Origin of the sequence: Magnetococcus sp. PR-3 (assembly GCF_036689865.1) — a bacterium.
GTDB lineage: Bacteria > Pseudomonadota > Magnetococcia > Magnetococcales > Magnetococcaceae > Magnetococcus.
This window is the reverse complement of record NZ_JBAHUQ010000030.1, coordinates 34,089-57,618: the sequence shown is the minus strand read 5'-3', so window position 1 is coordinate 57,618 and position 23,530 is coordinate 34,089. Positions and strand designations below refer to the sequence as shown.

The following is a 23,530-nucleotide window of genomic DNA, read 5'->3' as shown; positions in this document are numbered from 1 at the left end:
ATGATCTCCAAGTTTATAGTACGGGCATGACCCGTCATGGTTAAGATGATCCTCGGAATAGATATCCCGGCAGGATGTAATCATTACGCAGCCAGGGCGGCCACAATCGACACCTACACGCTCCCGGCCTACAGCGACGTCATCAGCAGCATCCAGCCCAGTGCGCCTATTGCCGCCATGGTGGTCAGGATGACGTACAGGTCCTGTGGCCATCGCATTACTGTTCCTCAATGTAGGTATCAAACGCCTGTTCCAGACGCACGATGGTTGATGCCAGGGTACACGCTGCTTGTGCCTTTCCCGTCGAATCGGAGTGTTGATAATCAAAATCACCCATCAACATTTCCAACGCGGTGCTCAACACTGTAGGCAAAGTAGGAATCAACTGGGTCAATTCAGGCCCTGCAGATCCAGCAAGCCCCTGACGTACTTCAGCCATCAACTGTTCAGCGGTCATTCCTCACCCCCAGATTGTGAAAGCCATGTAGCCGGTCAGGGCATAGAGCCCCAACACCACGGACCAATGGGACATGACACGCCAGATTGGCATAGCAATCCACATCACGGGGTAGAACAGAACGGCAGCGAAACCAAACGATCCGGACATCTCAATACCCCCACGTAACGTTTTTGGGCTTATCAGGGTCAGAATCCACATGAATGAATCCACGATCTGAATCAATGCCCATCCGATTGAAGCCAGCCTGAATCAAGCCCAGCATGACCCGGAAACGGGTGTGGCTATCAGCAGCTTCGATATCCACAGCACAGCCTTTGGTGTGGCTGCTTCCCGGCTTTCCGCCTACAAAGGCGTTGTGCTTCTCACAGCGGTAGCCCGATGTGATTTTGAAGGGGACGCCCGCCAAATGCCGTGCATGGTCCAACTTCATGGCAAAATCGAAATCCATGGGGTGTTGACCACAGCAAGCACAGGCAAACTCATGCGGTTCGAAATGATTCAATTCGAAATCCATGGCTATACCCCCAAAAAGAAAGGCCCCGCCATAAAGACGGGGCCATCAGCCAAACCCAACGAAAGAAAGGAACATGCAAGCAGACAGGTAGATCACCCCAGAACGACAAAGCCCCGCACTCCAGAGGGAGGCGGGGCCTTCGCGTGATCGGTTGATCATGGGCAGGTTCTCATGGTTTTCTGCTAGCAGCAACCGCTTTTTTAGTCTTCACTTTGATAAGTTAGTTTTGCCACCTCAACGAGAGAGGCTGGCACAGTACCACGTTTCACTTGGTTGGAAAGGTATCGAGGAAGTTTCTCTGGCAAATAAACCTCCCTCATCCAGCGACGATATTCAGGCAAAGCAGACTCAGGGTAACAATTGGCTTCTTGAGGGTTTGATAAGGCTTGAGCAAAGTAGTCAGGATAGCTGTGATCGTATTTTTTTCTTTCTCCAAATTGCGCTGAAAGATTCTCATTTTTCCAATATTTACCCCACGCAATGCCTACACTAATATCGGGGACAAACTCAGGGCCAAAATTTGCCCCATTACGAATCAGATCAACCACTACATCCGAAATTTCCTTGAAAACACTAAAATAACCAGCAGGGATGTTTTGATAACCAGATGTTACCCTATCGTGAAATTGCTGCCATGCATCGGGAACAATTTTATTGGGATCATAACCCACCTGAGTATAAACAAATTGTCTCAAACTCTGGCGAGCCATGAGACGGTAATTACCCAAAGCAGTTTCATTGGGTGTTCTTGCTTCAAAAGCATAATGCTCCAATACAGCCATACACACAGAATCTGGATAGGCGTTATGCTTTCTATTGTCTACTTCAATAACTAAAAATGGCTTGCTTAGCACAACCCCCTGAGCCTTCAAGCTCTGCTTGACCTTCCAGGCAATTGTATTATCTGAAGCTGTTTCCCAGCTATCTGCCATTTTGATTATAGATGTCTTGCTGACACCGCATAGTTTAGCCAAGCCATTTTGATTCATATAGGCAGTGCCATCCTTCAGCACTCCCATTGTTACATCATCAAAATGAGCTTCCTTTTCTACTTTCAAATCTAAGGTGAGTTGAGTTTCTGTTGAAACATCTGTTGACATCAGAACCCCCATGTAAGCATGGTACCCAAACTGAATTGATTATCGCTCAAGTCATTGTTTTCATGTCATTCCGACAGGAACCCAAGCAGAAGATAAAACCATATTTCCATACAAACAACCTTTAGCCAAGGGATCTTATTGTCAACTGACACTTAAACCCCCTAACTCATTCAATCTTCCTTGCTTATTAAGCCATAGAGCCTCAAACAAAGCTTCTGCCCGAGACTCCCATTTCTGCACAGTACCTCTTGATAAAGACCATCGTTTAGTCAATTTGGCTTTGATGAGACGCTTAGCAACCAAGGCATGAGGCAATCTTTCTGACTTCCTTAGCTTGATGATTTCTGTCTCCAATGGATAAGCCTTACCCATAACCGTCAGAATTGTTTCTACAGCCTCAGCCACAGAATCTGGCGGCACCACATCCCCCTTGATCCCACTGCGCAGGTCCACCCCCACACGACAGCTATCCTCGATGATCCCAGTCATGGAGCGGCTATGCCCATGTGGTCCTGTCTTGCCTCTTGACCAATGCCCCCAATGATCCAAAGCTTCCATGGCCTGGGCCTTCAGATCCTCCATCTCTTCATCCATGCTCTACGCTCCCGATAACTCCGAACATTTGAGCTCTCCACTCAAATTGCTTCCAGATTGATCCCAGGCCCATTGGTGACATAATCCAGCAACGCCAGTGCATCCGCCTCGTTGTCATCGCCAGGGCTGAAGCCCCTACCCTTCGCTTCAGCAATCATCTCCTCTTTCCCGGCATTGCCTTTACCGGTCCAGTGCTTTTTGATCTGCCCCACCCCGACGCTGGTGTATGGGATTTGATGGTGTTCACACCAAGCGGTGACAGTGGCCAGCAGACCGCCATACTTGTGGGAAGCATCCACCCCTTTGTGATTTCGAACCTGCTCCACCACCACCATGTCCAGATCCCGGTATTGATCCTTCAATTCCGTCAGCCACTGGCGAAACCGCACGAAGGTGATACCGCCACCCTCAAACCGATCCAGTTTTTTGAATGCCACCGATCCGCTATCCACATTTCCAACCGACCCGTTGTGACTAATTGCCCAACCAAGTTTTGTTCCCAGATCCAATGCCAAGATTCCCATCTGCTTCGCTCCTCGTTTTTTGTTCTCATTCGTCGTTTGGGGATAACCCCTCTGGGTGGGAGCTTAGGTTCTCTCCTGGGGAGGGCCCCCAGCCCGACCCCAGGGAGAGCAACCGCCCCCTAATAGGGGGATGTCTTTATATCCCCCTATAGGGGGGGCTCCCAGGGGCGTTTGCATGCCACCCATAAACACCATATTTTCAACAACTTACAAACCAAACAAGCACATCACCCTAAAATTCTGCATGCCACCTGAATGTTTTCAATCACTTCCATGCCACTTTCTGCAAATATTCAGGGTGGGGTGGCACGCAGATTTGATTCTGCGTGCCACTGCATGCCACTTTGTTTATTTTCAATATCTTCTGCGTGCCATCTGTGCATTTTGTAAGGACATTTTCACCTACATCATGCTATTCACCCTCAATTCTGCGTGCCACTTTCTTTATTTTCAATACCTTCTGCGTGCCACCCCACCCTGTTATTCACCACCCCATGTATCGATAATCCTCAGCCCTTTCTTACGTGATTTACTACTTCCTTCACGATATTCCACCATGCCAATCACACCATTTGAGTAGAGGTCCATCATCGCTTCTTCATAGTCAGACTTGGTCCATTTCAGACCTTCGGCACCGCGCATATTGGGCATCAATGCGGGAGCGTATTGAGTGCGAGATTGAGGGCTGTTCGACATGTTGACACCATCATCAATGGCATCCTGCAGCAGCCTTAAAAAGTCCTGCTTACACGCTTCGTGTTCGGGGTCAGCCTGGGCTTGTGTGGCATCCTCCAGGATGTAAGACCAATCCTTCCAAATCAGGTCAATTTTCTCATCATCAGCCACTTCCTGGGCTGATGCCGCCGCCTTGGCCCCGTTGGCCTTCATCTTCATCAACCGGGCCTTATCACCCTTGATCTTCTTGAAGAACAGACGTGAGCGAACCGCCGCATTCCAGGCCGTGGACCCGCCATCCCCGCTGGCCTCGCCAGACTTGGACGGGTGCGCCAGGATCACCACAGCACAATCAAACTCTTTGGCAATGCTGGTAAACAGGCGCTTGATAAACTCATTCACCTGGGAGCGGTTATTCTCATTTCCACCAAAGGTGTCAGCAGCGGTATCCACAATCACGAGCAAGGGCCGATACTTGGCCACAGCAGCACGAAACTGCCGATAGACTTCAGTGGGTACCCCAACCCCATCCCTGTTATAGGTCATGAAGATATTGCTCTCGCCAACACGGGAAACCCATCGATGATTGGTCAGCTTCTCGTTTTTGATTCCATACCGGTTGTTGATGCCGTACTGGCGTCGATGCAGTTCTTCATGGTCGTCCTCACACATATACAGCAGGGTTCCACCGCGTTTTGCCTTTAGCCCAAAGACGGGCTCGCCAAGGTTAATGCAGGTGGCTATCTGCATCGCCAGAAGGCTTTTCCCGGCTCCACCACTGCCATAGAGCAGCGTGGTTTCACGGTGGGGAATCCACTGGTCCACGATCCATTGACGGGGTGGTGGACGGTCATCTGTGAGGGTGGCCACATCAAAGGCATCAAAAGCCACTGGGGCCGTTAAGGCTTGATCAAATAGCGTCTTGACTCTCTCCCACCCTTCAGAAACAGCCAGATCATTAAAATCCGTTGGGCGGGCTGAGAGATCCCGAAAGGGTGGGAATAGCGTTTCCCCACCCACAGCCTTGGCCGCTGCTTCTGCTTTCTCCCTGCCGGGGTTGATGGGCTTGCCATCCATACCGACTGTCCAGAGATCTTCATCACCAGCAATGATAATTCGGGATTCCGGGTGATTCCCTCGAAGGGCCTCAGCAACAGGCTTCAGGTTGCCTGCATTGAACGCCACCGCCACAGGAAGACCCGTTGTAGCGGCGATACTGCTACCGGTGGCATAGCCCTCACACACCACCATGGTCTGTCCGGCATCACCGATCTGAAACCAACAGCCGGACACCTCACCACCAGGCATAAATAGCTTCTTCTTTTCAGAGTCAGCCGGGATGGTCTGATAGGAACGAATCTCTCCCTGAGCATTGCGCATGGGAAGCAGCAAATCATCACCACGCGACAACAACTGCCCCATGGCTAAAACCTGCTTCCGCTCCAGGTAGGGGTGACTATGCGCTGGGGAGAGATAGGCCACCGTGTTTTGTGCCTCAACAGCTTTCTCTTCCCAGATCCGTAACTGCTCTTCATGGCGTCGGCGGCGGGCCTCCTCGATTCGGGCCTTGAAGGTTGCAGCCTGATCCATGGTCATCCGGCTTTCATCAATCGATGACCATGTGTGTTTATCCCCATAGCGCCAGCTACCCCAAGCTGCCGCCCACAGATCCAGATCCGCAAAAACCACTAGCCAGCCATTTTTCTCTCCAGGCTTATCGCCATGAATGCCATAACGGCGTAAAGCACCATCGGGGATGATGTCTGGATTGATCAGCCCAAAAGCTTCGAGTTCTTGATGAAGCTGGTGCTCTGGTATTTGTGATATTTTCGGTGCTATCGATGGTAACGGCACAAACGCCCCGCCTAGAGCTTGCGTAAGGTCAACCATGGGCGCGACCACTACTGTGCTTGATAGAGCCTGAGGTCATAGGTATAATTCCTCTGTTGTTATTGAAAACCGCCCCGCGTGTCAGCGCGATAAGGGCGGTTTTTATTGCCCGCCACACCCCTCTGGATGTGGCGGGCCACCCCTGCTACAGTTGTTGTTGCGACACAACCAGTCTTCAGCGGAGGCATATAATGGATAAATTTGAACAGCGTAGAGTTGTTTTGCTTGAGCTATACAAGGGGTGGCAAAACAATCCATCCTCTAAGTACGTTGACTATAATGATCTTCTATCCCGCTGCGGCTTCAAGAAACTTGAATTTGATCAAAGCGCATCATATCTCCATGAAGCAGGCTACATTGAATACGAACCCGTTCTTGGCTTGGACGCCTTCTTTAGCCATGCTCAAATCACCTTAAGCGGCATTGATTTAGTTGAAGAACCTAATGAGTTCAACCGCATGTTCCCGGCAATAGAGCAGAACATTGAGCAACACATTAATGTAAGCGGCTCCATGTCTGGCCCTATCCAGGGCGCAGGTGTAATTCATGGCAACTCAGGTGACGCGTCTTCAGCTAACTGCTTGGAACTTCTTCGCCAGAAAATCGAAGAGTCGTCCGAGATATCTGAAGATGAAAAACTGACTCTTTTGGGCTCTATCAGTCGCCTCACCGCCCATCCTGCTATTGCTGCTATGCTGGGCGGTATTGTCGCTGGTTTGCCAAGCTGATATCGGCGCTACACGAGTCAGTACAAAGACGGCTTCATGCTCTCCATATCCAACGGGCTTGGGGATGGGTTTGGGGCGAAACTCCATACCCATTTTCTGCCCTTTGTTATCCACAAAAGGCACAACGGCTACACCAACCAGCATGTGGGTTGGGCTGTTAAGATAGAGCATGCCGTCGACTCCAACAGATAGCGGCATAGTTACACGGCGCTCCCAGATTTTGATTTTATCCCGCCGCTCGGCTTCTGCTGCTTTCTCTCTGGCCTGCTTTAAAAGCCTATTCAATGGCTTTACCTTACTCATGGTTTCCCCTCCCCGAACACATCGGGGTGTAGTTGGCTTTGTGTATCGTCACTAAATGGCGCAACCCCACCGTCCATCAAATGGAGAAGGCTGGTACCAGTTACTGTGGCGATCCGCTTGGCTGCGTCCCATTGTTTGCATCGGCCATTCTCTTTCCAGCGAATCAGGGTGGCATGACTTGTTCCCGCCAATCTTGCTAGGCTAACGACACCCTCTGCTCTCTCAATTGCTATATCAATCTCATTCATGTGGTAACTCTCCCGACCATGCGAACGTTTTGTTCATTTTTGTACACGATACACTGAACACAAAGAATGTTCAAGAGAACCTTCAGTCCGTTCACTTTTGAACCGATCAGTGTTATTGTTTAGTAGTCCGCACTTTTTTTAGGGAGGGAATCATGGCTGCTGGTCGTGCGAAGAGATTGCAAGAGTTGCTTGTTTTTTTTGGCTGGAAGCCTGCTGAGCTTCATCGTCGTTCAAAGGTGAGTAAGGCAACGATTTCAAACCTGCTCAATTCTGACTACGACGGGACTAACTCCAATAAAGTAGAAAACATCAGCATGGCTTTTGGCATCAACCCTTACTGGATTGAACGTGGCCAGATAAATCATGAAGAGGTAGGGGTAGAGCAAGCTATAGAACATGCTCGAAAAGAGGGCCGGGAACCATCCCCACCTTTGAGTGAAGTTTTCAATGTAGGCACAAAGCTCATGGAAGTTGCGAACGCTCACAATCCAGATAAAAACACCGTTAAACTTCAGAACCATCCAATTCACGCCGATGGAGAGGTATATGGTTCATTAGAACCATGGGACTCCTCCACCCCATTAGGTGATGACGAGGTGATGGTGAAATTTTTTACGGAAACTGAATTATCCGCAGGTGGCGGTTCGATGGGAGGCCAAGAGAATGGCGGGCCAGCACTACGCTTCTCCAGTTCAACATTCCGGCGCACAGGTGTCGACCCAACAAATGCCGTCACAGTTAAAGTCACTGGCGACTCCATGGAACCCATGTTCTCTGATAACACCGTGATTGGTGTGGATGTTGGGCATAAGAACGTAGTGGACGGAAAGATCTACGCCTTCCGCCATGGGGACATGTTGAGAGTCAAATTTCTGTACCGAATCCCCAACGGTTTAAGGCTTGTAAGCCTTAACGAAGCAAAGCATCCAGAAGAAATCGTGAAGGGAGATGACCTCTTAGAGGTAAATATCATTGGTCGAGTGTTCTGGTCTTCAAGTCTGCATTTTTGACGTAGGATTTCTCCATAAAAATGGACAAAAGCTTCTAATTTTTGTACCTTCTACGGACTGAAAGCATGCTTTGTCGGCGTGACGAATGGCGAAGCCTCTGTTATAAAAACACAAATGCTCCCACACAGAACGGAGTCAGTCATGCCATCACTGGCTGAATTAGACACCCAAGAAAAGATTGAAGAATGCGCCCAGCGTGTTGTTGGTACCGCCATGGAAATGCTTGGCGAGCCTGTCAGCACAAACCACGGCGTAACAGATTTTAAAAAATACGCTCTCCAAGTAAAAAACCGAAAAAAAATAAAGCCTTCTTTCAATTGGTGCAAAGCTTACGATGACAAATATTCTAGAGCAGGAAGCTGAAGTCCTCAAAGGGGAAGAATTCGAGCTAATTGGGCTGGAACTATTTGGGTCATATATTGAAAACGCTCAAAAACTTGCTAACACTAAGAGCCTTGACGTTCATGAACTGGTTTTTAGTGAGCACGCATTCTCCGTTGCCATCCGAGAATGCACCAGAGACTTAAAAGCCTTCATTGGCAGGCGTAATCCTGAAACAGGCATTTCTCCGGCAAAACTAGCAGGAATAGCCCTGTTCAGACTTATTCGAGGCGACATCCTCTCCCCGCGCCAGTCCTTGATTGAGAATCCAGAAGCTTTTGACATCCATTACCAAACCGCAATAACCGTGGTATTTGATGTCCATCTCGAGATTGACCCTGACGACATCCCACAATCAGTTATGCTTGAGCTTCTCTACATCCTGCGCTGGCGGCACTACAATCAAGAGATGCTTGGCCTTGTGTTTGAAACTATATACACAATGAAGAACGCTAATTAAGTCCCCCCTTACGCTGAGCTTAAGATACTGACCCACAAGATGGGCAGCAGGTTCGTCAGAACCTTTTAGATTTTGAAGAGGGCCATGGTTTACACCATGGCCCTCTTCTTTTTGTGTGCCCCACCCCAATCCCCGCCATCGTGCGGGGATTTTTATTGCCATCACTCAGAATTATTCCTCCTATCCACTTACTTTTGTTCAAAAACATCAAAATTGAACAAAAGCACACCACTCACTATAAACCATTTGTTCAATTTTTATCTTGCCTTTCGTTCATATTTGAACGTATAGTTTGTTCAACTTAGTGAACAAACCAACTCACCATAACGGAACAGGTCCGCCCCGCGTAACACGGCAAACGGGGCATTCTTTTAAAAATTAATCAAGCAATGGGGAGCAAACCACATGTCACAGCCACAACCCACTGAACTGGATCAGGCCCTGTTTGAACTTCAGGAGGCCAAGAACGTTGAAAAAGTTGCCAAGGATGCCGTACTGGCAGCCGAGCAGCGGGTAATTGATCTGGCCGGCGTTAAGGAAGAGGGCTCACAAACCACCAAATCCACCTACTACAAGGTGACCACCACCGGAAATGTGCGGCGCTCCGTGGATCGTGAAGCCTGGGATAAGATCAAAGATCAGTTGCCAGAGAATGTCACTCCCTTTACCACCAAGGTTGAGGTAAACCGTACCAAGCTCAATGCTTTGAAAGACCACAACCCTGAGCTCTACACCCTTGCTGCTGGGTGTGTCACCAGCAAACAGGGGAAATCCTCGGTCAAGTTTGAGGCCCTGCCCCAAGAGGGTGGCGAATAATGGCCATCCAGATCACATCCACAGCCAATGCGGCTACTCATGGTCTCAAAATCCTGGTGTATGGGCAGGCTGGAGCTGGTAAGACCGTGCTTTGCCGCACCATGCCGGGCAAGAAGATCATCATCAGCGCTGAAAGCGGACTGCTCTCTTTGCGAGGAGAAGATATCCCCGTGATTGAGGTGAAAAGTCTGTCGGTTCTGACTGAGGCATTCAACTACCTCAACAGCCCTGAAGGCCAGCAATACGATTGGATAGCCCTGGATAGCCTATCTGAAATTGCAGAAGCGGTTTTGGCCAACGAGCTTAAGAACGCCAAGCACGCCATGCAGGCCTATGGGGAGACCCAAACCAAGATGCTCCAAACCATCCGGGCCTTTCGGGATCTGCCAGGACGCAACGTCTATATGTCGGCCAAGATGGAGCGCCAGAAAGATGAAGCAACCGGGGCTGTGCTCTATGCCCCCTCCATGCCGGGTAACAAACTGGCGCAACAGATTCCATACCTGTTTGATTTCGTCTTTGCTCTACGCTCTGAGCGGGATCAACAGGGCGTAACACAGCGCTGGATGCAGACCATGCAGGACATTCAATACATGGCCAAAGACCGCTCTGGATCTTTGGAGCCTTATGAACTGCCGGATCTGGCAGTCATCAACAGCAAAATTACGGGAGTTTGATCCATGGTAGGGTTACCGCAATATTTCGACGCCAGTACCGTCGAGCCCAATCAACCTTATGAGCCGATCCCCGCGGGGGATTATGTGGCCCAGATCACTAGCAGTGAAATGGTGGATAACAGCGCTGGCACTGGTCAATACCTGCAACTGGAATTCACTGTGCTCCAGGGTGAATGTGCAGGCCGCAAAGTTGTGGATCGGCTGAATCTGGTCAATCCCAATCCCAAGGCTGTGGAAATCGCCTACGGTGATCTGTCGGCCATCTGCCATGCCGTCAATGTACCGGGCGTTAATGACAGCATGGAGCTCCATGGAAAGCCATTGACTGTCAGCGTCAAAGTTAAATCCTACAAAGATGGCGATGAAACCAAATACAGCAATGAGGTAAAGGGTTACAGCCCCGCCGCTGGTGTTGGAGCCGTACCCCCTCAAGCCCAGCCCCAAATTCAACAACCACCGGCTCAACCAGCCCCCACGACACAAACGCAGACGCCTCCCCCTGCGCATCCGGGGGCTGGTGCTGGGCAACAGGCCGCTGCACCCAATTTTCAGCAGCAGTCTGCATCACCCCAGCAACAAGCCGGCGGTATGCCCCCTGCCCCGCCGCCCCAGCAAGCCGGGGCACCCGCTGGGGTTCCTCCCTGGCAACAACAACAGGGATAGGGGGATAGGATGGCCACGCTACCTGAACAGACCATCACCCAGCGCATCTATGCCGCGTGGGAACGCCGGGCTGGGGACGGGTTCCGCCCCCACCTGGGTGCTTCCATCATCGGTGATGATTGTGAGCGGGCAGCGTGGCTATCCTTTCGTTGGGCCACCTTGGAGAACAAAGGTGGGCGCATGTTGCGCTTACTGGATCGAGGTCAGCGAGAAGAAGCAGTCATCGTTGCCGACCTGAAACGGATTGGGGTCGATGTTCGAGAGGTGGATGCCACCGGCAATCAATACCGTGTTGAAGCCCACAATGGTCACTTCGGCGGCTCCATGGATGGTGTTGGGCATAGACTTCCAGAGATGGGGCGTGATTGGTTCTTGTTGGAGTTCAAAACCAGTAATGACAAGAATTTCAAAAAGCTGGTGAAGGATGGAGTTCGCAAAGCCAAACCAGAGCACTACGCCCAAATGCAGGTCTATATGAAGCTGGGCGGATTGACCAAGGCGCTCTATGTCGTAGTCAACAAGAATGATGACACGCTATATACCGAGGTGGTTGAACTGGATGAGGCTCATGCAGATTACCAGATCAGCAAGGCCCGTGATGTCATTGTAGCGATGGAGCCACCTCCAAGGCTTCATCTCGATCCTACTTGGTACCGCTGCAAACATCTGTGCAAACACCATGGGGTGTGCCACAGCGTGGCTGTGCCTGTACCCACCTGTCGGTCATGCACCTGGGGATCTCCCATGCTGGATGGCCATCACCAGGGATGGCAGTGCATGCGTAACAGCCATAGCCCAGTTTTGTTGGATCTACAGCAACAGAAGCATGGGTGTGAGCAGCATCTTTACGCCAAAGGAATCATAACCTGGGCTGAGAATATCGGGATCACCCAAAGTGGTGGTGTGACCTACAAACGGAATGATAACGGTGGCGTTTTCGTCAATGGCACAGAGAAAGGCGCATGGTCCAGCATTGAGCTATACAAAGGCTGTGGCGCTGCTGGGGTACCTGAGATTGAACAGTTAAAAGAAGGCGTTGGCGTAAGGGTGCTGAATTATGAAGAAGTATCTGACCCCGCCTGAACAGCGCAGGGCCATTGCACAGTTACAGGCAACTATCCAGGCCATACAGGACATGCCTACTGTGACACCCTGCTATGAATGCGATTTCTATCAAGCCAAGGTGGCTTTCTGTGATCACTGGCGCATGTCTGTTCCAGTGGATCACCGTGAGAAAGGGTGCGAGCAATGGATGGAGGCCATTCCATTTTAATTGAATGCAGTTGCGGCCACCGCTTTGAAATGCCCTTACCAGATAACTTTAAAGGGCCAGTGAGTTGCCCTAAAGAAACATGCGGAAGGACAGGACATGTCAAACGAGAACGAACAGATCAAAGCATCGGAAGTGACGGGAGAGCGGATGGAAAACCTACCGATGGAAGCTGGTCACTTCCAACAACTGGTAGGCCGTATCGAGCGCCTTGAAGAGGAAAAAAAAGGCATCGGCGAAGCGATCACCGACATCTACCAGGAGGCCAAAAGCCTAGGCTATGACCCAAAGGTGATGCGCCAGGTGATCAAGATCCGCAAAATGGATCGCCATGAGCTGGACGAACAGGAAGCCCTGTTGCACCTCTATCTCCAGGCTCTTGGTATGCGCTAAATAGAAACTCCCTCTCCCGCCAGTCAACGTGCAAACACTGGCGGGTTTTGGCCCGGCCTGTCTAGAGGTCATCATGCGGGCATGTCGGGCATTTTTTAAAGCATAAGACTTAACTTGTAAGGAAGCCACCATGAAACCACATAAGGACGAAATACAGAGGCGCACACGGGCACGCTTTGCCTATCTTCGCTTAGCGACCCCTTTAGCGCTCTGCCATCGCCCTAGGTTCCACATGGCTCGCTCACCCATTCGCCAGGAACTTCGGATGCCCCATACCCAGCACCACCCCAACCTCCCAATCCTTAGGGGTGCATGATGATTCAACCAGGATGGAACGGTGCCAAACGTGTCTTATCAATTTCAGGCGGCAAAGACTCAACCGCCATGCTGCTACACGCACTGGAACACGGGTACCACATTGATGCAGCCGTTTTTGCAGATACCGGGCTTGAGCATGAATTGACCCATGAATATCTGGACTACCTGGAGAGGGTCACAGGGGTGAGCATCCAAAGGGTAAGTGCGGATTTTTCCAAACAGATTGCCAGAAAGCGGGAAACGATAGCCAACAAATGGCCAGAGGAATGGAAACAGCCCTACCCAGGTTACTGGAGCAAGGCCAAAAAGACCATAACACCAAAACCTGACTGGCAACCAAGCAGCATCTATCAATGGCAACGTCATGGTGATTGGATCTGGCAAGCAGCACGGCCACCACTAAATGAAGAAGAGATTGAAAAAGCGCTTAAAACCGCTCTTGATATCCTTCACCCAAGCGGCAACCCGTTTCTAGATCTCTGCCTGTGGAAAGGTCGTTTTCCCTCACAAGGTGCCCGGTTTTGCACCGATGAATTAAAACGTGATCCAATCATGAAGCAGGTGGTTATACCCATGCAGGATAAAGGGTTTGCCGTTGATAGTTGGCAGGGCATCCGCTGGGAAGAGTCACCCAAGCGGGCCACGGATAACATGGTGGCGTGTCAAGGAGGTGGATACACGATCTACCGGCCCATTATCCACTGGAATGTGGAAAAGGTTATCGCAACTCACAAGCGCCATGGTGTAAAGCCAAACCCTCTCTATACCAAGGGCTGCAATCGAGTTGGGTGCCTGCCATGCATTAACGTCACAAAGGCCGAGATGGCCGAAATTGCCCGGCGCTACCCAGAACAAATCGACAAACTCACCAAATGGGAACGTCTGGTTGGACTTTCCAGCAAGAGAGGGATTTCCAGTTTCTTTGCAGTAGATAAGATTCCAGGCCCTCATCAAATAAATCATGGTCTAAAGATGCCAAATGTTCAGGATGTCGCCCGCTGGGCCATGACCGGCAAGGGTGGTTATAACATAGACATGTTCACGGCCACCGAGGAGCCACCCCAGTGCTCATCATCCATGGGTTTATGTGATTCTCCCACAGAGAGCGTCCAGTGGATCCAGTTTGCGGAGAACGCAGCATGAACGAACTCATCATTGATCTATTCGCCGGGGGTGGTGGTGCTTCCACCGGCATTTATCAGGCTTTGGGCCGTCATCCTGACATAGCGGTTAATCATGACCCCATTGCAGTAGCTGTGCATACGGCCAACTTAGGCATCCAACCCATGGAGAAAGCCGGATGACCCACGAAGATCTGGTGCTGTACGCAAAAAGGTACTTGCTTAAGAAAAAACGCATCCATGTAGTGATTACAGAGCAGTTCATCATTACAACTGAAAAGCCAGATGCCATGGGATACACCACAGGTCAGACCTACTTGATTGAATGCAAGGCTACTCGCAGTGATTTTCTAGCGGATGCAAAAAAGAAATTCCGACAAGAACCTGAACTAGGCATGGGCAGCTACAGGTTTTATCTATGTCCGGCAGGGCTCATACAAAAGCATGAACTCCCAGACGGCTGGGGCCTGCTTTGGGTGGAAGATAACGGAAGAATCAAAACCCTTAAAGCAAACGGCAATATGAGTGCCCCTTTCCAAAACAGGAAAAACACGTCTGCTGAGCACCAACTTTTACTGGCCTACACCAAGCGCCTGGTTAAAGCCTACGGCGTTCATGAAGCTGGAGAGCTAACCCCTATCGAAAAACTGCATGAAGAGATTTCCAGATTAAAACACCACATCAAACTTTTGGAGCATGGCTCCATGCATCAACCACAAGGTGTGCGATAGACCCCCTCTAAACCGGGTGGTTTTACATAGATCAAAAGGGGATTACAGATGGACGTGCCACGCAAATGGAGACCATCACACGGCACTCTTGGTGAAAGCTTTATAGCCGCGTGGTGCAACCCCTGCAAACATGATTGGCTATGCCCCATCCGAGGAGCCACATATCGCCATGATGTAGACCACCCTAATTACCCGGCAGAGTGGCAGACCACCGGAGATGAATTACCGATCTGTACCGCCCAGGAACTCAAAACGGAACTGTTGAATTAGGAGGACTTAACCATGTCGGTACAATACATCCGAGAAGCCTACGGCATCCCCTGCAAACGCGGTGGACGTGTGCGTTACAATGGCAAGTTTGGCACTTTAACCAGCTTCAGCAGCCGCGTACATATCCGCTTTGATGGCGAAAAACGTTCTAGGATATTCCACCCCAAAACCGATGGGCTGGAATACCTGGACCTACCCGGCCCCATCGTCGATGGCCACTCAGACAAAAGCGCCCAATACTGGGCCAAACAGTACGCCGCCAGCAAAGGGGCCTAACCATGGATAAAAAAATCATTCAACGGGTTAAGGCGTTAATGGCCATGGCCGACCCTAAAGGCGGCGCGTCCGCCAATGAGCAGGCGGTCGCCATGGCCAAAGCACAAACCCTTATTGAGCGCCACAGCCTGACCCAGACGCAGCTGGACGCCGCCGAAGTGTGCGAACACACAGCCGAGGCTAAGCGCCGCTATCAATACCCAGATTGGGCATGGATCCTTATCCACGCCATCAATAATGCCTTTGGCACAGACTGTTATACGCAAGGTCACGGCGACCCTTTAAAGTACCAAGTCCATTTTTATGGCCACGACCCTATGCCAGAGCTGGCCGGGTACTGTTTTGAGGTCCTTTACCGCCAAGCGTTCAAGGCGCGTCAAGCGTATGCCCGAACCAACTTAAAGCGCATTGTGCCCCACCATAAAGCGATGCGTGCAGACATCTACGCCGAAGGTTGGGCAAACACGGCTGTATCCAAACTGCACACACTACACCCCTCCCGCTCACAGCAGAGAGCCATGGATGCCTATAAGCAGGAGACCGGAGTAAACCCCTACAAGGAGAGACAAAAAGCCCCCACCCCTTGGCATGTGGCCAAAAACCAAAATCAGGACAGAACACAAGGCTACCATGACGGCCAGGCGGTGGAGATCAATCACGGGATTAGCGGTGTGGAAAACCGACACCCACAACTGACCCAGTAGGTTTCACGCCATGATAGACACCCGCCACACATCAAAGACAGGGATGTAATCATGAACATTGTAACTCTGTACTGCATTTGGTGTCGAAAGGTTCTGACTGATGACGAGAGAGAATATTATGGAAACAGATGTGAAAAATGCGAAGAAAAGTAGCATGACAGAATACAAGCTTGGAGGAAAGGCGCAAGCGATCAAGAGCTTGACCTTTTTTGCAGGTGATAATCTTTACGTGACCCGTGCCTGAAGTCCTAACCGCTTCATAAAAAGGCTATCCAGACAGCACCGCCAGTTGGCAATAGAACAGATCGATCCAAGAAATTGCGGAGAAACATAATGGGAAGCATGGAAGAAGCCATCCAACTATCAATGATCGAAGCACTTCAACAAAGCGGATTACTGAAGGAGCTAAAATCTTTGCGCGAAGAGGTTTCTCAGCTCAGAAAAACAACAGCGCACAATAGTGAAGATCGTGTAATCTCCAGCAGTGAACTGCAAAAACTGCTGGGTGTATCCCGAACAACTATAAATGAAATGCTCAGAACAGGGCGGTTACCCAAGCCTGTTCAACTTTCCAATTCCCGGAAAGGTTGGTCTATGAAGATGATTGAACGGTGGATTCAAACTGAGTCTGAAGGAGCTTCTCAACATACAGCCCCAGATCAGTGAGCATCATTTCAATTTCTTTATCAAAGGTTCTGACCACATAGGTGCGGCTCATATTTGTACGGCCTGAAACATGGTTTTGTAGCTTGTCTATAAGTTCATCACTATAACCCAGGTATGAAAGAATGGTTGACCCGGTTTTTCTTAAAGCATGCGGTGTCCATTTTTGCATATTGCTCTCCACCATCCGATCGGCAACAGACTGGTCAATTTGCCCAATGGTTCGGGTTTTATAGGCAGATCGATTTTTTAGGGCGGGGAAAAGATATACACGGTTCTTTTGTGCAGAGACATCACGCAAGACGGCCAAAGCTTGAGGACTTAAATAGACCCGGTGGGCAATACCGTTCTTAGCGATATCTGCGGGGATGGTCCACCACTCGCGCTCGATCTGACTCCAGGTCATTTGGCAGACCTCTCCCGGCCTCTGGGATGTAAGGAGAACCAGCCTTAAAATGTATTTGACCGATTCATGCCCCCAGTAGCTACCCCAAAACTTTACAATTTCTTCATCATTAAGATAACGTTGATTGCGTTTTTCTCGAATCGGCATTTTAAAGCGATAAACGGGCGAGTGTTCCAGATACCCACGATCAAGCCCCCAGTTCAAGATTGCTTTGAGCGTTGAGAGGGTACGGTTTGCCGCAACGGTCAGACCATCATCAAGCATGGCATCCAGCAATTGGTGGATATCGCCTCTTGTAATATCGTTAGGGGCCAACCTGCCAAGCTTGGGGTAGATGTGGTTTTTAAGGTGGCTTTCATAGCCTTTTTTGGTGGATGGCTTAAGGTTCTTTTTGCCGTGTGTTTCTAAGTATCTTTCAGCCATTATTTGGAAAGTACACAGGCTTTCTTCAGCTTTTTGTTTGGCTTCAGATTCACTTCGTTTTTTCTTAGGGTCTTCCCCTCTATCCAGCATCCCTCTAATTTCACGATGTAGTTCTCGGGCTCTGGCCAGCGTCAGGGCTGGATATTTTCCATGTGTAATCTGTACCGTTTTGCGGTCCTTTTGATATCGACTAACAAAAGAACAGGCCGGTATACCCTTCGCGTTGCTGCGAAATCGAACACCGAAACCTTCTGGTTCCATCAACCATTGTTTGTTACCCTGCTTGATAAATGCTCTGATTGCTTTATCCGTTATGCGCATTGATGCCCTCTGTTCGCCTGGGTATTTACTTTCGGCTTGGGCTACGGGCCGACAAACCACAAAAAGCCATTTGGGCTACGGTTTGGGCTACAGCTTTCACTGTACATAGAATACACCAGACGAACACACCCAAACAAGAAGCACGAAAGAAGCTACCTATCTACAGCGACTTAAACGCATATCTTGTACACACAGAACATATAATGTTCACAAAAAAATAGAGTATAAACCAATGGCGCTTCTGGATCTGAAAAAGATTCGCCTAGGCTACGGCGGTCCCCTCATTCTCGACGGTGTAGACTTTACCATCGAACCGGGCGAACGGGTATGTTTGGTGGGTCGTAATGGTAGTGGAAAAACCACCTTATTCAAAGTGATTGCTGGAGAAGTCCAACCCGATGAAGGTGAGGTTGCCCTATCAAAAGGCATAACCATTGCCCGCATGGTGCAGGATGTCCCTGGTGCTTTGGTTGGCAGTGTTTTTGACATCGTTGCTGGTGGTCTTGGGCAAACGGGAGAGCTTATTGCCAAATATCATCATGCCGTTGTACAGGGTCATGCTGAAGAGATGGCCTCACTGCATGACCAGTTGGAAACAACCCCTGAAGGGTGGAATGCCCAACAACGTATTGAAGAAGCTCTGTCCCGCCTAAATCTTGATGGTGATCAACTCTTTGCCAATCTATCTGGGGGGCTTAAACGGCGTGCCCTTATGGCCCGCGCTGTGGTATCTCAACCGGATCTGCTGCTTCTGGATGAGCCCACTAACCATCTGGATATCCCATCCATTGAGTGGTTGGAAGCTTTTCTTAAAAGCTACCGGGGCACACTCTTATTTATCACCCACGACCGGCGCTTCCTACGTCAACTGGCTACCCGCATTATTGAGCTAGATCGAGGTCAGCTAACCAGTTGGCCGGGTAACTATGATACCTACCTGCAAGGCAAAGCCGATCTCCTGGCTGCTGAAGAGAAACAGAATGCCCGTTTTGATAAGAAATTGGCCCAGGAGGAGGTTTGGATTCGCCAGGGTATTAAAGCCCGACGTACCCGTAATGAAGGACGGGTACGTGCCCTCAAGGCACTGCGCAAAGAGCGCCGTGCCCGCCGGGAACAATCTGGCAATGCCAAGATGCTTATTCAGGAGGCTGCACGCTCAGGGCGGCTGGTGGTGGAGTGTGAACAGGTCGGGTACAGCTATGACCAGACCCCCTACATTCGCGATCTAACCACAACACTGATCCGTGGAGATAAAGTAGGCATTATCGGCCCCAACGGCTGTGGAAAAACCACCCTTCTGAATCTGCTGCTGGGGAAACTCGAGCCACAAAGTGGCGATCTTAAACTGGGCACCCGCTTAGAGATCGCCTACTTTGATCAACACCGCGCCAGCCTTGATCCCAACGCCACGGTACAAGACAGTGTCGCCAATGGCCGTGACCGTTTGGATGTCAATGGCGAGAACCGCCATGTCATCGGCTACCTACAGGATTTTCTTTTCTCGCCAGAACGGGCCCGCTCCCCTGTCTCGGTACTCTCAGGGGGGGAACGTAATCGACTCCTGCTAGCCAAGCTGTTTGCTCAGCCCGCCAACATGTTGGTTTTAGACGAACCCACCAACGATCTGGACGCTGAAACACTGGAGTTGCTGGAATCTCATGTTGTCAACTTTAATGGCACGGTTCTGGTGGTCAGCCACGATCGGGAGTTTCTCAACAACGTGGTCTCTTCCACCTTGGTGTTTGAAGGGGATGCACGGGTTAAAGACTACCCTGGTAGCTACGATGATTGGTTAGATCAACGCCCTGAACAGGAAAAAGAGCCGGTTAAAAAGTCAGAACCCAAGGCAGCCACTAAAGAGAAAACCGCTAAAAAGCCCACCAAGTTGAGCTATAAAGACCAACGGGCACTGGATGCCTTACCGGGAGAGATCGAACAACTGGAAGAGGAAAAAATGGCCCTGGAGGAAGCTCTGGCCGATCCGCAGATCCATCAACGGGAACATGCGGAAAAAGCGGCTCAAACCTCAGCAAAACTGGCTGAGGTTGAACAGCTCTTAGAGGAAAAATATACACTTTGGGATAAGCTGGAGTCTCAAACCACCAACTAATACAGCCCACCCTTAATCGGTTGTACGCTGTTCAAACACTACCACGCGGTTGCGGCCCTCGGCTTTGGCTTGATACAGGGCTGCATCCGCTGCAGCAACCAACTCCGTGACGGTATCGATCTCTCCACCTGTCTGAGCGGTCCCCAGAGAGATGGTGATGGTTGACAAGGCTTTGCCATCCTCATCCATAATCGACATATCTGCAACCGCCGTACGCAGACGTTCTGCAATCATCCGTGCGGATGCATTGTCGGTATCGGGCAAGACCACCCCAAACTCCTCGCCGCCATAACGCGCGGCAATATCTCCAGGTCGCAGGTGATGACTAATGGCTTGGGCTAACATGACCAACGCCACATCACCACCTTGGTGCCCATGGGTATCGTTGTATTTTTTAAAATGGTCCACATCCAACATAATCAATGAGAGCGGTTTATGGCTGTGAACGACCCGGCGCATCTGCCTGTTCATACTCTCATCAAACCAACGCCGGTTATAAATACCGGTGAGAGGATCAACCTTCGCATAGGTCTCCAGCTTACGCTGGCGTTGGGCACCTTCAATGATAACCCGGTTGTTGTGACGCATGCGCTTAGAGAGAATATTCAATAAATTACACGCCACCCCATGCGAGGAGTGGATTAAGGACCACACACGATCTTCATCAATGGTTAAAACCTTAGCATCCCCTTCCGCTAAGACATAAGCAGAAGCCCGACCCTGATCAATAATGGAGAGTTCCCCCACACAGGTCCCAGCATCCAGAATCAACAAAGGTTCTGTATGGATATCCCCTAGGTGAATACGCACCTGCCCCTCAATTAAAATATAGAGCGCATCATTGGGGTGATCAGGTGAGATTAAAATTTCATCATGCTTTAGGGTAAAGACGGCACACTCTTCTAGAACATATGCGACAGACTCATACCCAACCCCCTGAAACATGTGAAGATTAGAATAATTCTCACCATGATATTTGGTCTTAGTCATACTCTGAAACCCCAGTTAAACACTTTAAAAAGATCCAAATAAAAAACATTTTCACAAGCTTACCCTAAAGAGGCAAGGACTCAACCGAAACATTTTCGGTCTTTCTTTTTCAAACACCTGTTTTAGACTTTCCCCGGTGTACTCCATTAGGCTTGTCGTAACTTTTTTTTAACACCAATCCATTGTCCTAATCCCATCATTTGGTACACTTGCAACACCTGTTAAATGACCATCATAAGGGCTGGTTGGCCAATGTCACTGCGCTATTCACTGATACTGCTGTTCTGTCTACTCGTGAATGTTATGCCTGTCACATCCCAGGCAGCAACAGATATGCCGATTATCCACCATGAACTGGTGGTCACGCTCTACCCGAACCGCCACCACATGGAGGTTCGGGATGCCATCCGCCTACCCGAAGCTTGGCAAGATAAAAAGCTACAGTTTTTGCTCTCTGATAAGCTGCGACTCTCTGCCTTGGGGGGGCGTACCATGACGGGTGTGGATCGTGTGGTTGATGCAACCCAGCAGAGTGGGTTTCACACCTATCAACTCAACCCCCACGTGCCTGATCCAAGTGAAGATGAGCCCGCCCCCATTCCCCAACTGGTTTTAAAATATAGTGGTTCAATCCAAAACCCCATGGTACAACGCGCCTCGGGCTATCGTGGTGGGTCTGCCACATCAGCCGGTGGCATTGGTCCAGATGGTATTTTTCTGGGTGGTGGTACAGGCTGGGTCCCTTACTTTGAAGGCACCTTAAACCGCTTTAACCTAACGGTTATTATGCCTGAAGGGTGGCGAAGCTTAAGCCAAGGTAAACCGCTAAGCCGTATGAAGGAACGGGGTCGCATCATTGAAGTATGGGATGCCCCAGCCCCGACAGAGGCCATATATCTGCATGCAGGGCGCTGGACACGGTACAAAAAAAAGGTCACGACCCGTCACAGTAAAAAAGAGCTTCTTCTTGCCGTACTACTACGCCAACCCGATGAAAAGCTGGCACAAAGCTATATTAAAGACACCTTAGACTACATCAACCTGTATGAAGACCTTATTGGTCCATACAGCTATGATAAATTTGTCCTGGCCGAAAATTTTTGGGAAACCGGTTATGGCATGCCTTCTTTTACCATGCTGGGCCCCAGGGTTATCCGTCTTCCTTTTATTCGGACATCCAGTTACCCCCATGAAATTTTACACAACTGGTGGGGCAACGGTGTTTTTGTCGACTATGAACAAGGGAACTGGAGTGAAGGCTTAACGGCCTATTTGGCGGACTACCTGCTACAGGAACATAATGAGCAAGGCTTACTCTACCGCCATACAACCCTCAGTAAATATGCTGGTTTTGTCCGAACTGAAAATGATTTTCCCCTTACCCATTTTACCAGCCGTCATGATGGTGCAAGCCAAGCCATTGGCTATGGAAAAGGTTTAATGTTTTTCCATATGTTACGCAGAACAGTGGGGGATAAATACTTTGTGCAGGGGTTAAGGCATTTTTACAAGAACAACCGATATAAAGCGGCTTCTTATGCAGACTTGCGCCGTAGCTTTGAACAGGTTGCGGGCATTGATCTTATGCCCTTTTTCACCCAGTGGACACAGCGCTCTGGCGCCCCTGATCTGCAGTTGGAGAAAGCATCCATCCAACGGGATGGACAAGGCTGGCGACTGGCCTTTTCTCTTCAACAAATGCAGGACAGCGCCTACCAGTTCACCATACCGGTTCAAGTCATTCTTGAAGGAGAACAGAAGCCTCGAGATATCTCTGTTCCTATGCAGGGGCTCACCCACCAGGTTGCCCGCTACTTCCCTAAACGCCCTGTACGTCTTGATATCGACCCCAGTTTTGACCTATTCCGCAAGCTGCACCCTGGAGAGATACCACCCACACTAAGTGCACTGTTTGGCCATCCTGAGATCCTGGCGGTTTTACCCACTAAAGGGGAAAAAGCAGAACTGCAAGCTTTACGTCAACTGGTTCATGCTTGGGGATTAAGTAGCATCAATGATGATCAGATAAAAAACCTGCCAACCAACCGTGGATTATGGGTTCTTGGTCAGCAAAATCGCTTTAGAGATCAAGCGTTGTCCCCTTTATCCGCACAAGGGGTCCGTTATCAACAGGGCCAATTACACTTGGCCGGTAAAAACTATGATCTGAATACGCACAGCGTGGTAACCATTACCCGCAAGGCAGACCACCCCATTGCTTGGCTAAGCCCCCGCCCGGATCAGATCAAGGCACTCATCCGTAAGCTACCCCACTATGGTGCCTATGGATATTTGGTCTTTGACCCACTGCGCAGTCAAAACCTGAAACGGGGAAAGTGGCCTCAGATGCAATTTCCACTCTCTGTTCAATTTGACCAACAAGGCACGGCAAAACCTGCCAACACAGCCCCACAGCGGAAAAAAGAGGTTGGCCTAGCCGCCCCCTAACAACCCGATCACCAACTAAATCTTATACAGAGGATGATGAACC

Annotated in this window: 28 protein-coding genes; 19 read left to right on the top strand and 9 right to left on the bottom strand. The window is 50.0% G+C overall.

The window, feature by feature from the left end; translation table 11 throughout:
- Positions 1–217 precede the first annotated feature (217 nt).
- The 6 genes from V5T57_RS15545 to V5T57_RS15520 all read right to left on the bottom strand — a co-directional run bounded on the left by V5T57_RS15545 (position 218) and on the right by V5T57_RS15520 (position 5,757).
- A complete protein-coding gene (locus V5T57_RS15545) occupies positions 218–457 on the bottom strand; it encodes a hypothetical protein (protein WP_332892163.1) in 240 nt (79 codons plus the stop codon).
- A gap of 151 nt (positions 458–608) precedes the next feature.
- A complete protein-coding gene (locus V5T57_RS15540; protein WP_332892162.1) occupies positions 609–974 on the bottom strand; it encodes a D-Ala-D-Ala carboxypeptidase family metallohydrolase in 366 nt (121 codons plus the stop codon).
- A gap of 200 nt (positions 975–1,174) precedes the next feature.
- Complete coding sequence (locus V5T57_RS15535; protein WP_332892161.1) at positions 1,175–2,074, bottom strand: BstA C-terminal domain-containing protein; 900 nt, start codon at positions 2,072–2,074, stop codon at positions 1,175–1,177.
- A gap of 141 nt (positions 2,075–2,215) precedes the next feature.
- Positions 2,216–2,668 carry a hypothetical protein gene (locus V5T57_RS15530; protein ID WP_332892160.1) on the bottom strand — a complete coding sequence of 151 codons (453 nt, stop codon included), beginning with the start codon at positions 2,666–2,668 and terminating at the stop codon, positions 2,216–2,218.
- 41 nt (positions 2,669–2,709) lie between these two features.
- Positions 2,710–3,192: a crossover junction endodeoxyribonuclease RuvC gene (locus tag V5T57_RS15525; protein ID WP_332892159.1), complete on the bottom strand. Its 483-nt coding sequence runs from the start codon at positions 3,190–3,192 to the stop codon at positions 2,710–2,712.
- 480 nt (positions 3,193–3,672) lie between these two features.
- Complete coding sequence (locus V5T57_RS15520; RefSeq protein ID WP_332892158.1) at positions 3,673–5,757, bottom strand: AAA family ATPase; 2,085 nt, start codon at positions 5,755–5,757, stop codon at positions 3,673–3,675.
- Positions 5,758–5,948: 191 nt separating this feature from the next.
- Between V5T57_RS15520 and V5T57_RS15515 the strand changes: the two genes are divergently transcribed.
- Positions 5,949–6,485, top strand: coding sequence for a hypothetical protein (locus tag V5T57_RS15515; RefSeq protein ID WP_332892157.1), 537 nt, complete (start codon positions 5,949–5,951; stop codon positions 6,483–6,485).
- Between the two features lie 299 nt (positions 6,486–6,784).
- Here the strand turns inward: V5T57_RS15515 and V5T57_RS15510 are convergent, their stop codons facing one another.
- On the bottom strand, positions 6,785–7,036 hold the full coding sequence (locus V5T57_RS15510; protein ID WP_332892156.1) for a hypothetical protein: 252 nt from the start codon (positions 7,034–7,036) through the stop codon (positions 6,785–6,787).
- A gap of 152 nt (positions 7,037–7,188) precedes the next feature.
- Here V5T57_RS15510 and V5T57_RS15505 point away from each other — a divergent pair, with 152 nt between their 5' ends.
- From V5T57_RS15505 to V5T57_RS20990, 16 genes are all read left to right on the top strand, one after another.
- Positions 7,189–8,046, top strand: coding sequence for a LexA family transcriptional regulator (locus V5T57_RS15505; RefSeq protein WP_332892155.1), 858 nt, complete (start codon positions 7,189–7,191; stop codon positions 8,044–8,046).
- A 141-nt stretch (positions 8,047–8,187) separates the two neighbouring features.
- Entirely contained in the window at positions 8,188–8,409 is a 222-nt protein-coding gene (locus tag V5T57_RS15500) for a hypothetical protein (protein WP_332892154.1), read from the top strand.
- On the top strand, positions 8,381–8,887 hold the full coding sequence (locus tag V5T57_RS15495; protein ID WP_332892153.1) for a hypothetical protein: 507 nt from the start codon (positions 8,381–8,383) through the stop codon (positions 8,885–8,887). Before V5T57_RS15500 ends, V5T57_RS15495 begins: the two co-directional genes overlap by 29 nt.
- Before the next feature lie 405 nt (positions 8,888–9,292).
- Complete coding sequence (locus V5T57_RS15490) at positions 9,293–9,703, top strand: DUF7173 family protein (RefSeq protein ID WP_332892152.1); 411 nt, start codon at positions 9,293–9,295, stop codon at positions 9,701–9,703.
- Positions 9,703–10,380: an ATP-binding protein gene (locus V5T57_RS15485; protein ID WP_332892151.1), complete on the top strand. Its 678-nt coding sequence runs from the start codon at positions 9,703–9,705 to the stop codon at positions 10,378–10,380. Before V5T57_RS15490 ends, V5T57_RS15485 begins: the two co-directional genes overlap by 1 nt.
- 3 nt (positions 10,381–10,383) lie before the next feature.
- Positions 10,384–11,043, top strand: coding sequence for a DUF669 domain-containing protein (locus V5T57_RS15480; protein WP_332892150.1), 660 nt, complete (start codon positions 10,384–10,386; stop codon positions 11,041–11,043).
- Between the two features lie 9 nt (positions 11,044–11,052).
- Positions 11,053–12,126 carry an oxidoreductase gene (locus V5T57_RS15475; protein ID WP_332892149.1) on the top strand — a complete coding sequence of 358 codons (1,074 nt, stop codon included), beginning with the start codon at positions 11,053–11,055 and terminating at the stop codon, positions 12,124–12,126.
- Positions 12,101–12,316, top strand: coding sequence for a hypothetical protein (locus V5T57_RS15470; protein WP_332892148.1), 216 nt, complete (start codon positions 12,101–12,103; stop codon positions 12,314–12,316). The genes V5T57_RS15475 and V5T57_RS15470 overlap by 26 nt, the downstream gene beginning before the upstream one ends.
- 147 nt (positions 12,317–12,463) lie before the next feature.
- Positions 12,464–12,706, top strand: a complete 243-nt coding sequence (locus V5T57_RS15465) for a DUF2312 domain-containing protein (RefSeq protein WP_442918226.1) — start codon at positions 12,464–12,466, stop codon at positions 12,704–12,706.
- Between the two features lie 312 nt (positions 12,707–13,018).
- Entirely contained in the window at positions 13,019–14,167 is a 1,149-nt protein-coding gene (locus V5T57_RS15460) for a phosphoadenosine phosphosulfate reductase domain-containing protein (protein ID WP_332892146.1), read from the top strand.
- Positions 14,164–14,328, top strand: a complete 165-nt coding sequence (locus V5T57_RS15455; protein WP_332892145.1) for a hypothetical protein — start codon at positions 14,164–14,166, stop codon at positions 14,326–14,328. Before V5T57_RS15460 ends, V5T57_RS15455 begins: the two co-directional genes overlap by 4 nt.
- Positions 14,325–14,876 carry a hypothetical protein gene (locus V5T57_RS15450; protein WP_332892144.1) on the top strand — a complete coding sequence of 184 codons (552 nt, stop codon included), beginning with the start codon at positions 14,325–14,327 and terminating at the stop codon, positions 14,874–14,876. Before V5T57_RS15455 ends, V5T57_RS15450 begins: the two co-directional genes overlap by 4 nt.
- 282 nt (positions 14,877–15,158) lie before the next feature.
- Positions 15,159–15,422, top strand: a complete 264-nt coding sequence (locus V5T57_RS15445; RefSeq protein ID WP_332892143.1) for a hypothetical protein — start codon at positions 15,159–15,161, stop codon at positions 15,420–15,422.
- Positions 15,423–15,424: 2 nt separating this feature from the next.
- A complete protein-coding gene (locus tag V5T57_RS15440; protein ID WP_332892142.1) occupies positions 15,425–16,126 on the top strand; it encodes a DUF2786 domain-containing protein in 702 nt (233 codons plus the stop codon).
- A gap of 118 nt (positions 16,127–16,244) precedes the next feature.
- Positions 16,245–16,370 (top strand): hypothetical protein, encoded by a 126-nt coding sequence (locus tag V5T57_RS15435; RefSeq protein ID WP_332892141.1) that lies wholly within the window; start codon positions 16,245–16,247, stop codon positions 16,368–16,370.
- Positions 16,371–16,459: 89 nt separating this feature from the next.
- Entirely contained in the window at positions 16,460–16,792 is a 333-nt protein-coding gene (locus V5T57_RS20990) for a helix-turn-helix transcriptional regulator (RefSeq protein ID WP_442918224.1), read from the top strand.
- On the opposite strand, the gene V5T57_RS15430 is transcribed toward V5T57_RS20990, so the two are convergent.
- Entirely contained in the window at positions 16,719–17,939 is a 1,221-nt protein-coding gene (locus tag V5T57_RS15430; protein WP_332892140.1) for a tyrosine-type recombinase/integrase, read from the bottom strand. The two genes, V5T57_RS20990 and V5T57_RS15430, sit on opposite strands and share 74 nt — an antisense overlap.
- 232 nt (positions 17,940–18,171) lie before the next feature.
- Between V5T57_RS15430 and V5T57_RS15425 the strand changes: the two genes are divergently transcribed.
- Positions 18,172–20,049, top strand: coding sequence for an ATP-binding cassette domain-containing protein (locus tag V5T57_RS15425; protein WP_332892139.1), 1,878 nt, complete (start codon positions 18,172–18,174; stop codon positions 20,047–20,049).
- Positions 20,050–20,061: 12 nt separating this feature from the next.
- Here the strand turns inward: V5T57_RS15425 and V5T57_RS15420 are convergent, their stop codons facing one another.
- A complete protein-coding gene (locus V5T57_RS15420; RefSeq protein WP_332892138.1) occupies positions 20,062–21,039 on the bottom strand; it encodes a diguanylate cyclase in 978 nt (325 codons plus the stop codon).
- 252 nt (positions 21,040–21,291) lie between these two features.
- Here V5T57_RS15420 and V5T57_RS15415 point away from each other — a divergent pair, with 252 nt between their 5' ends.
- The gene (locus tag V5T57_RS15415; protein WP_332892137.1) at positions 21,292–23,487 is read left to right on the top strand and encodes a M1 family metallopeptidase; all 2,196 of its coding nucleotides are present in this window, start codon (positions 21,292–21,294) and stop codon (positions 23,485–23,487) included.
- The last annotated feature ends 43 nt before the right edge of the window (positions 23,488–23,530 follow it).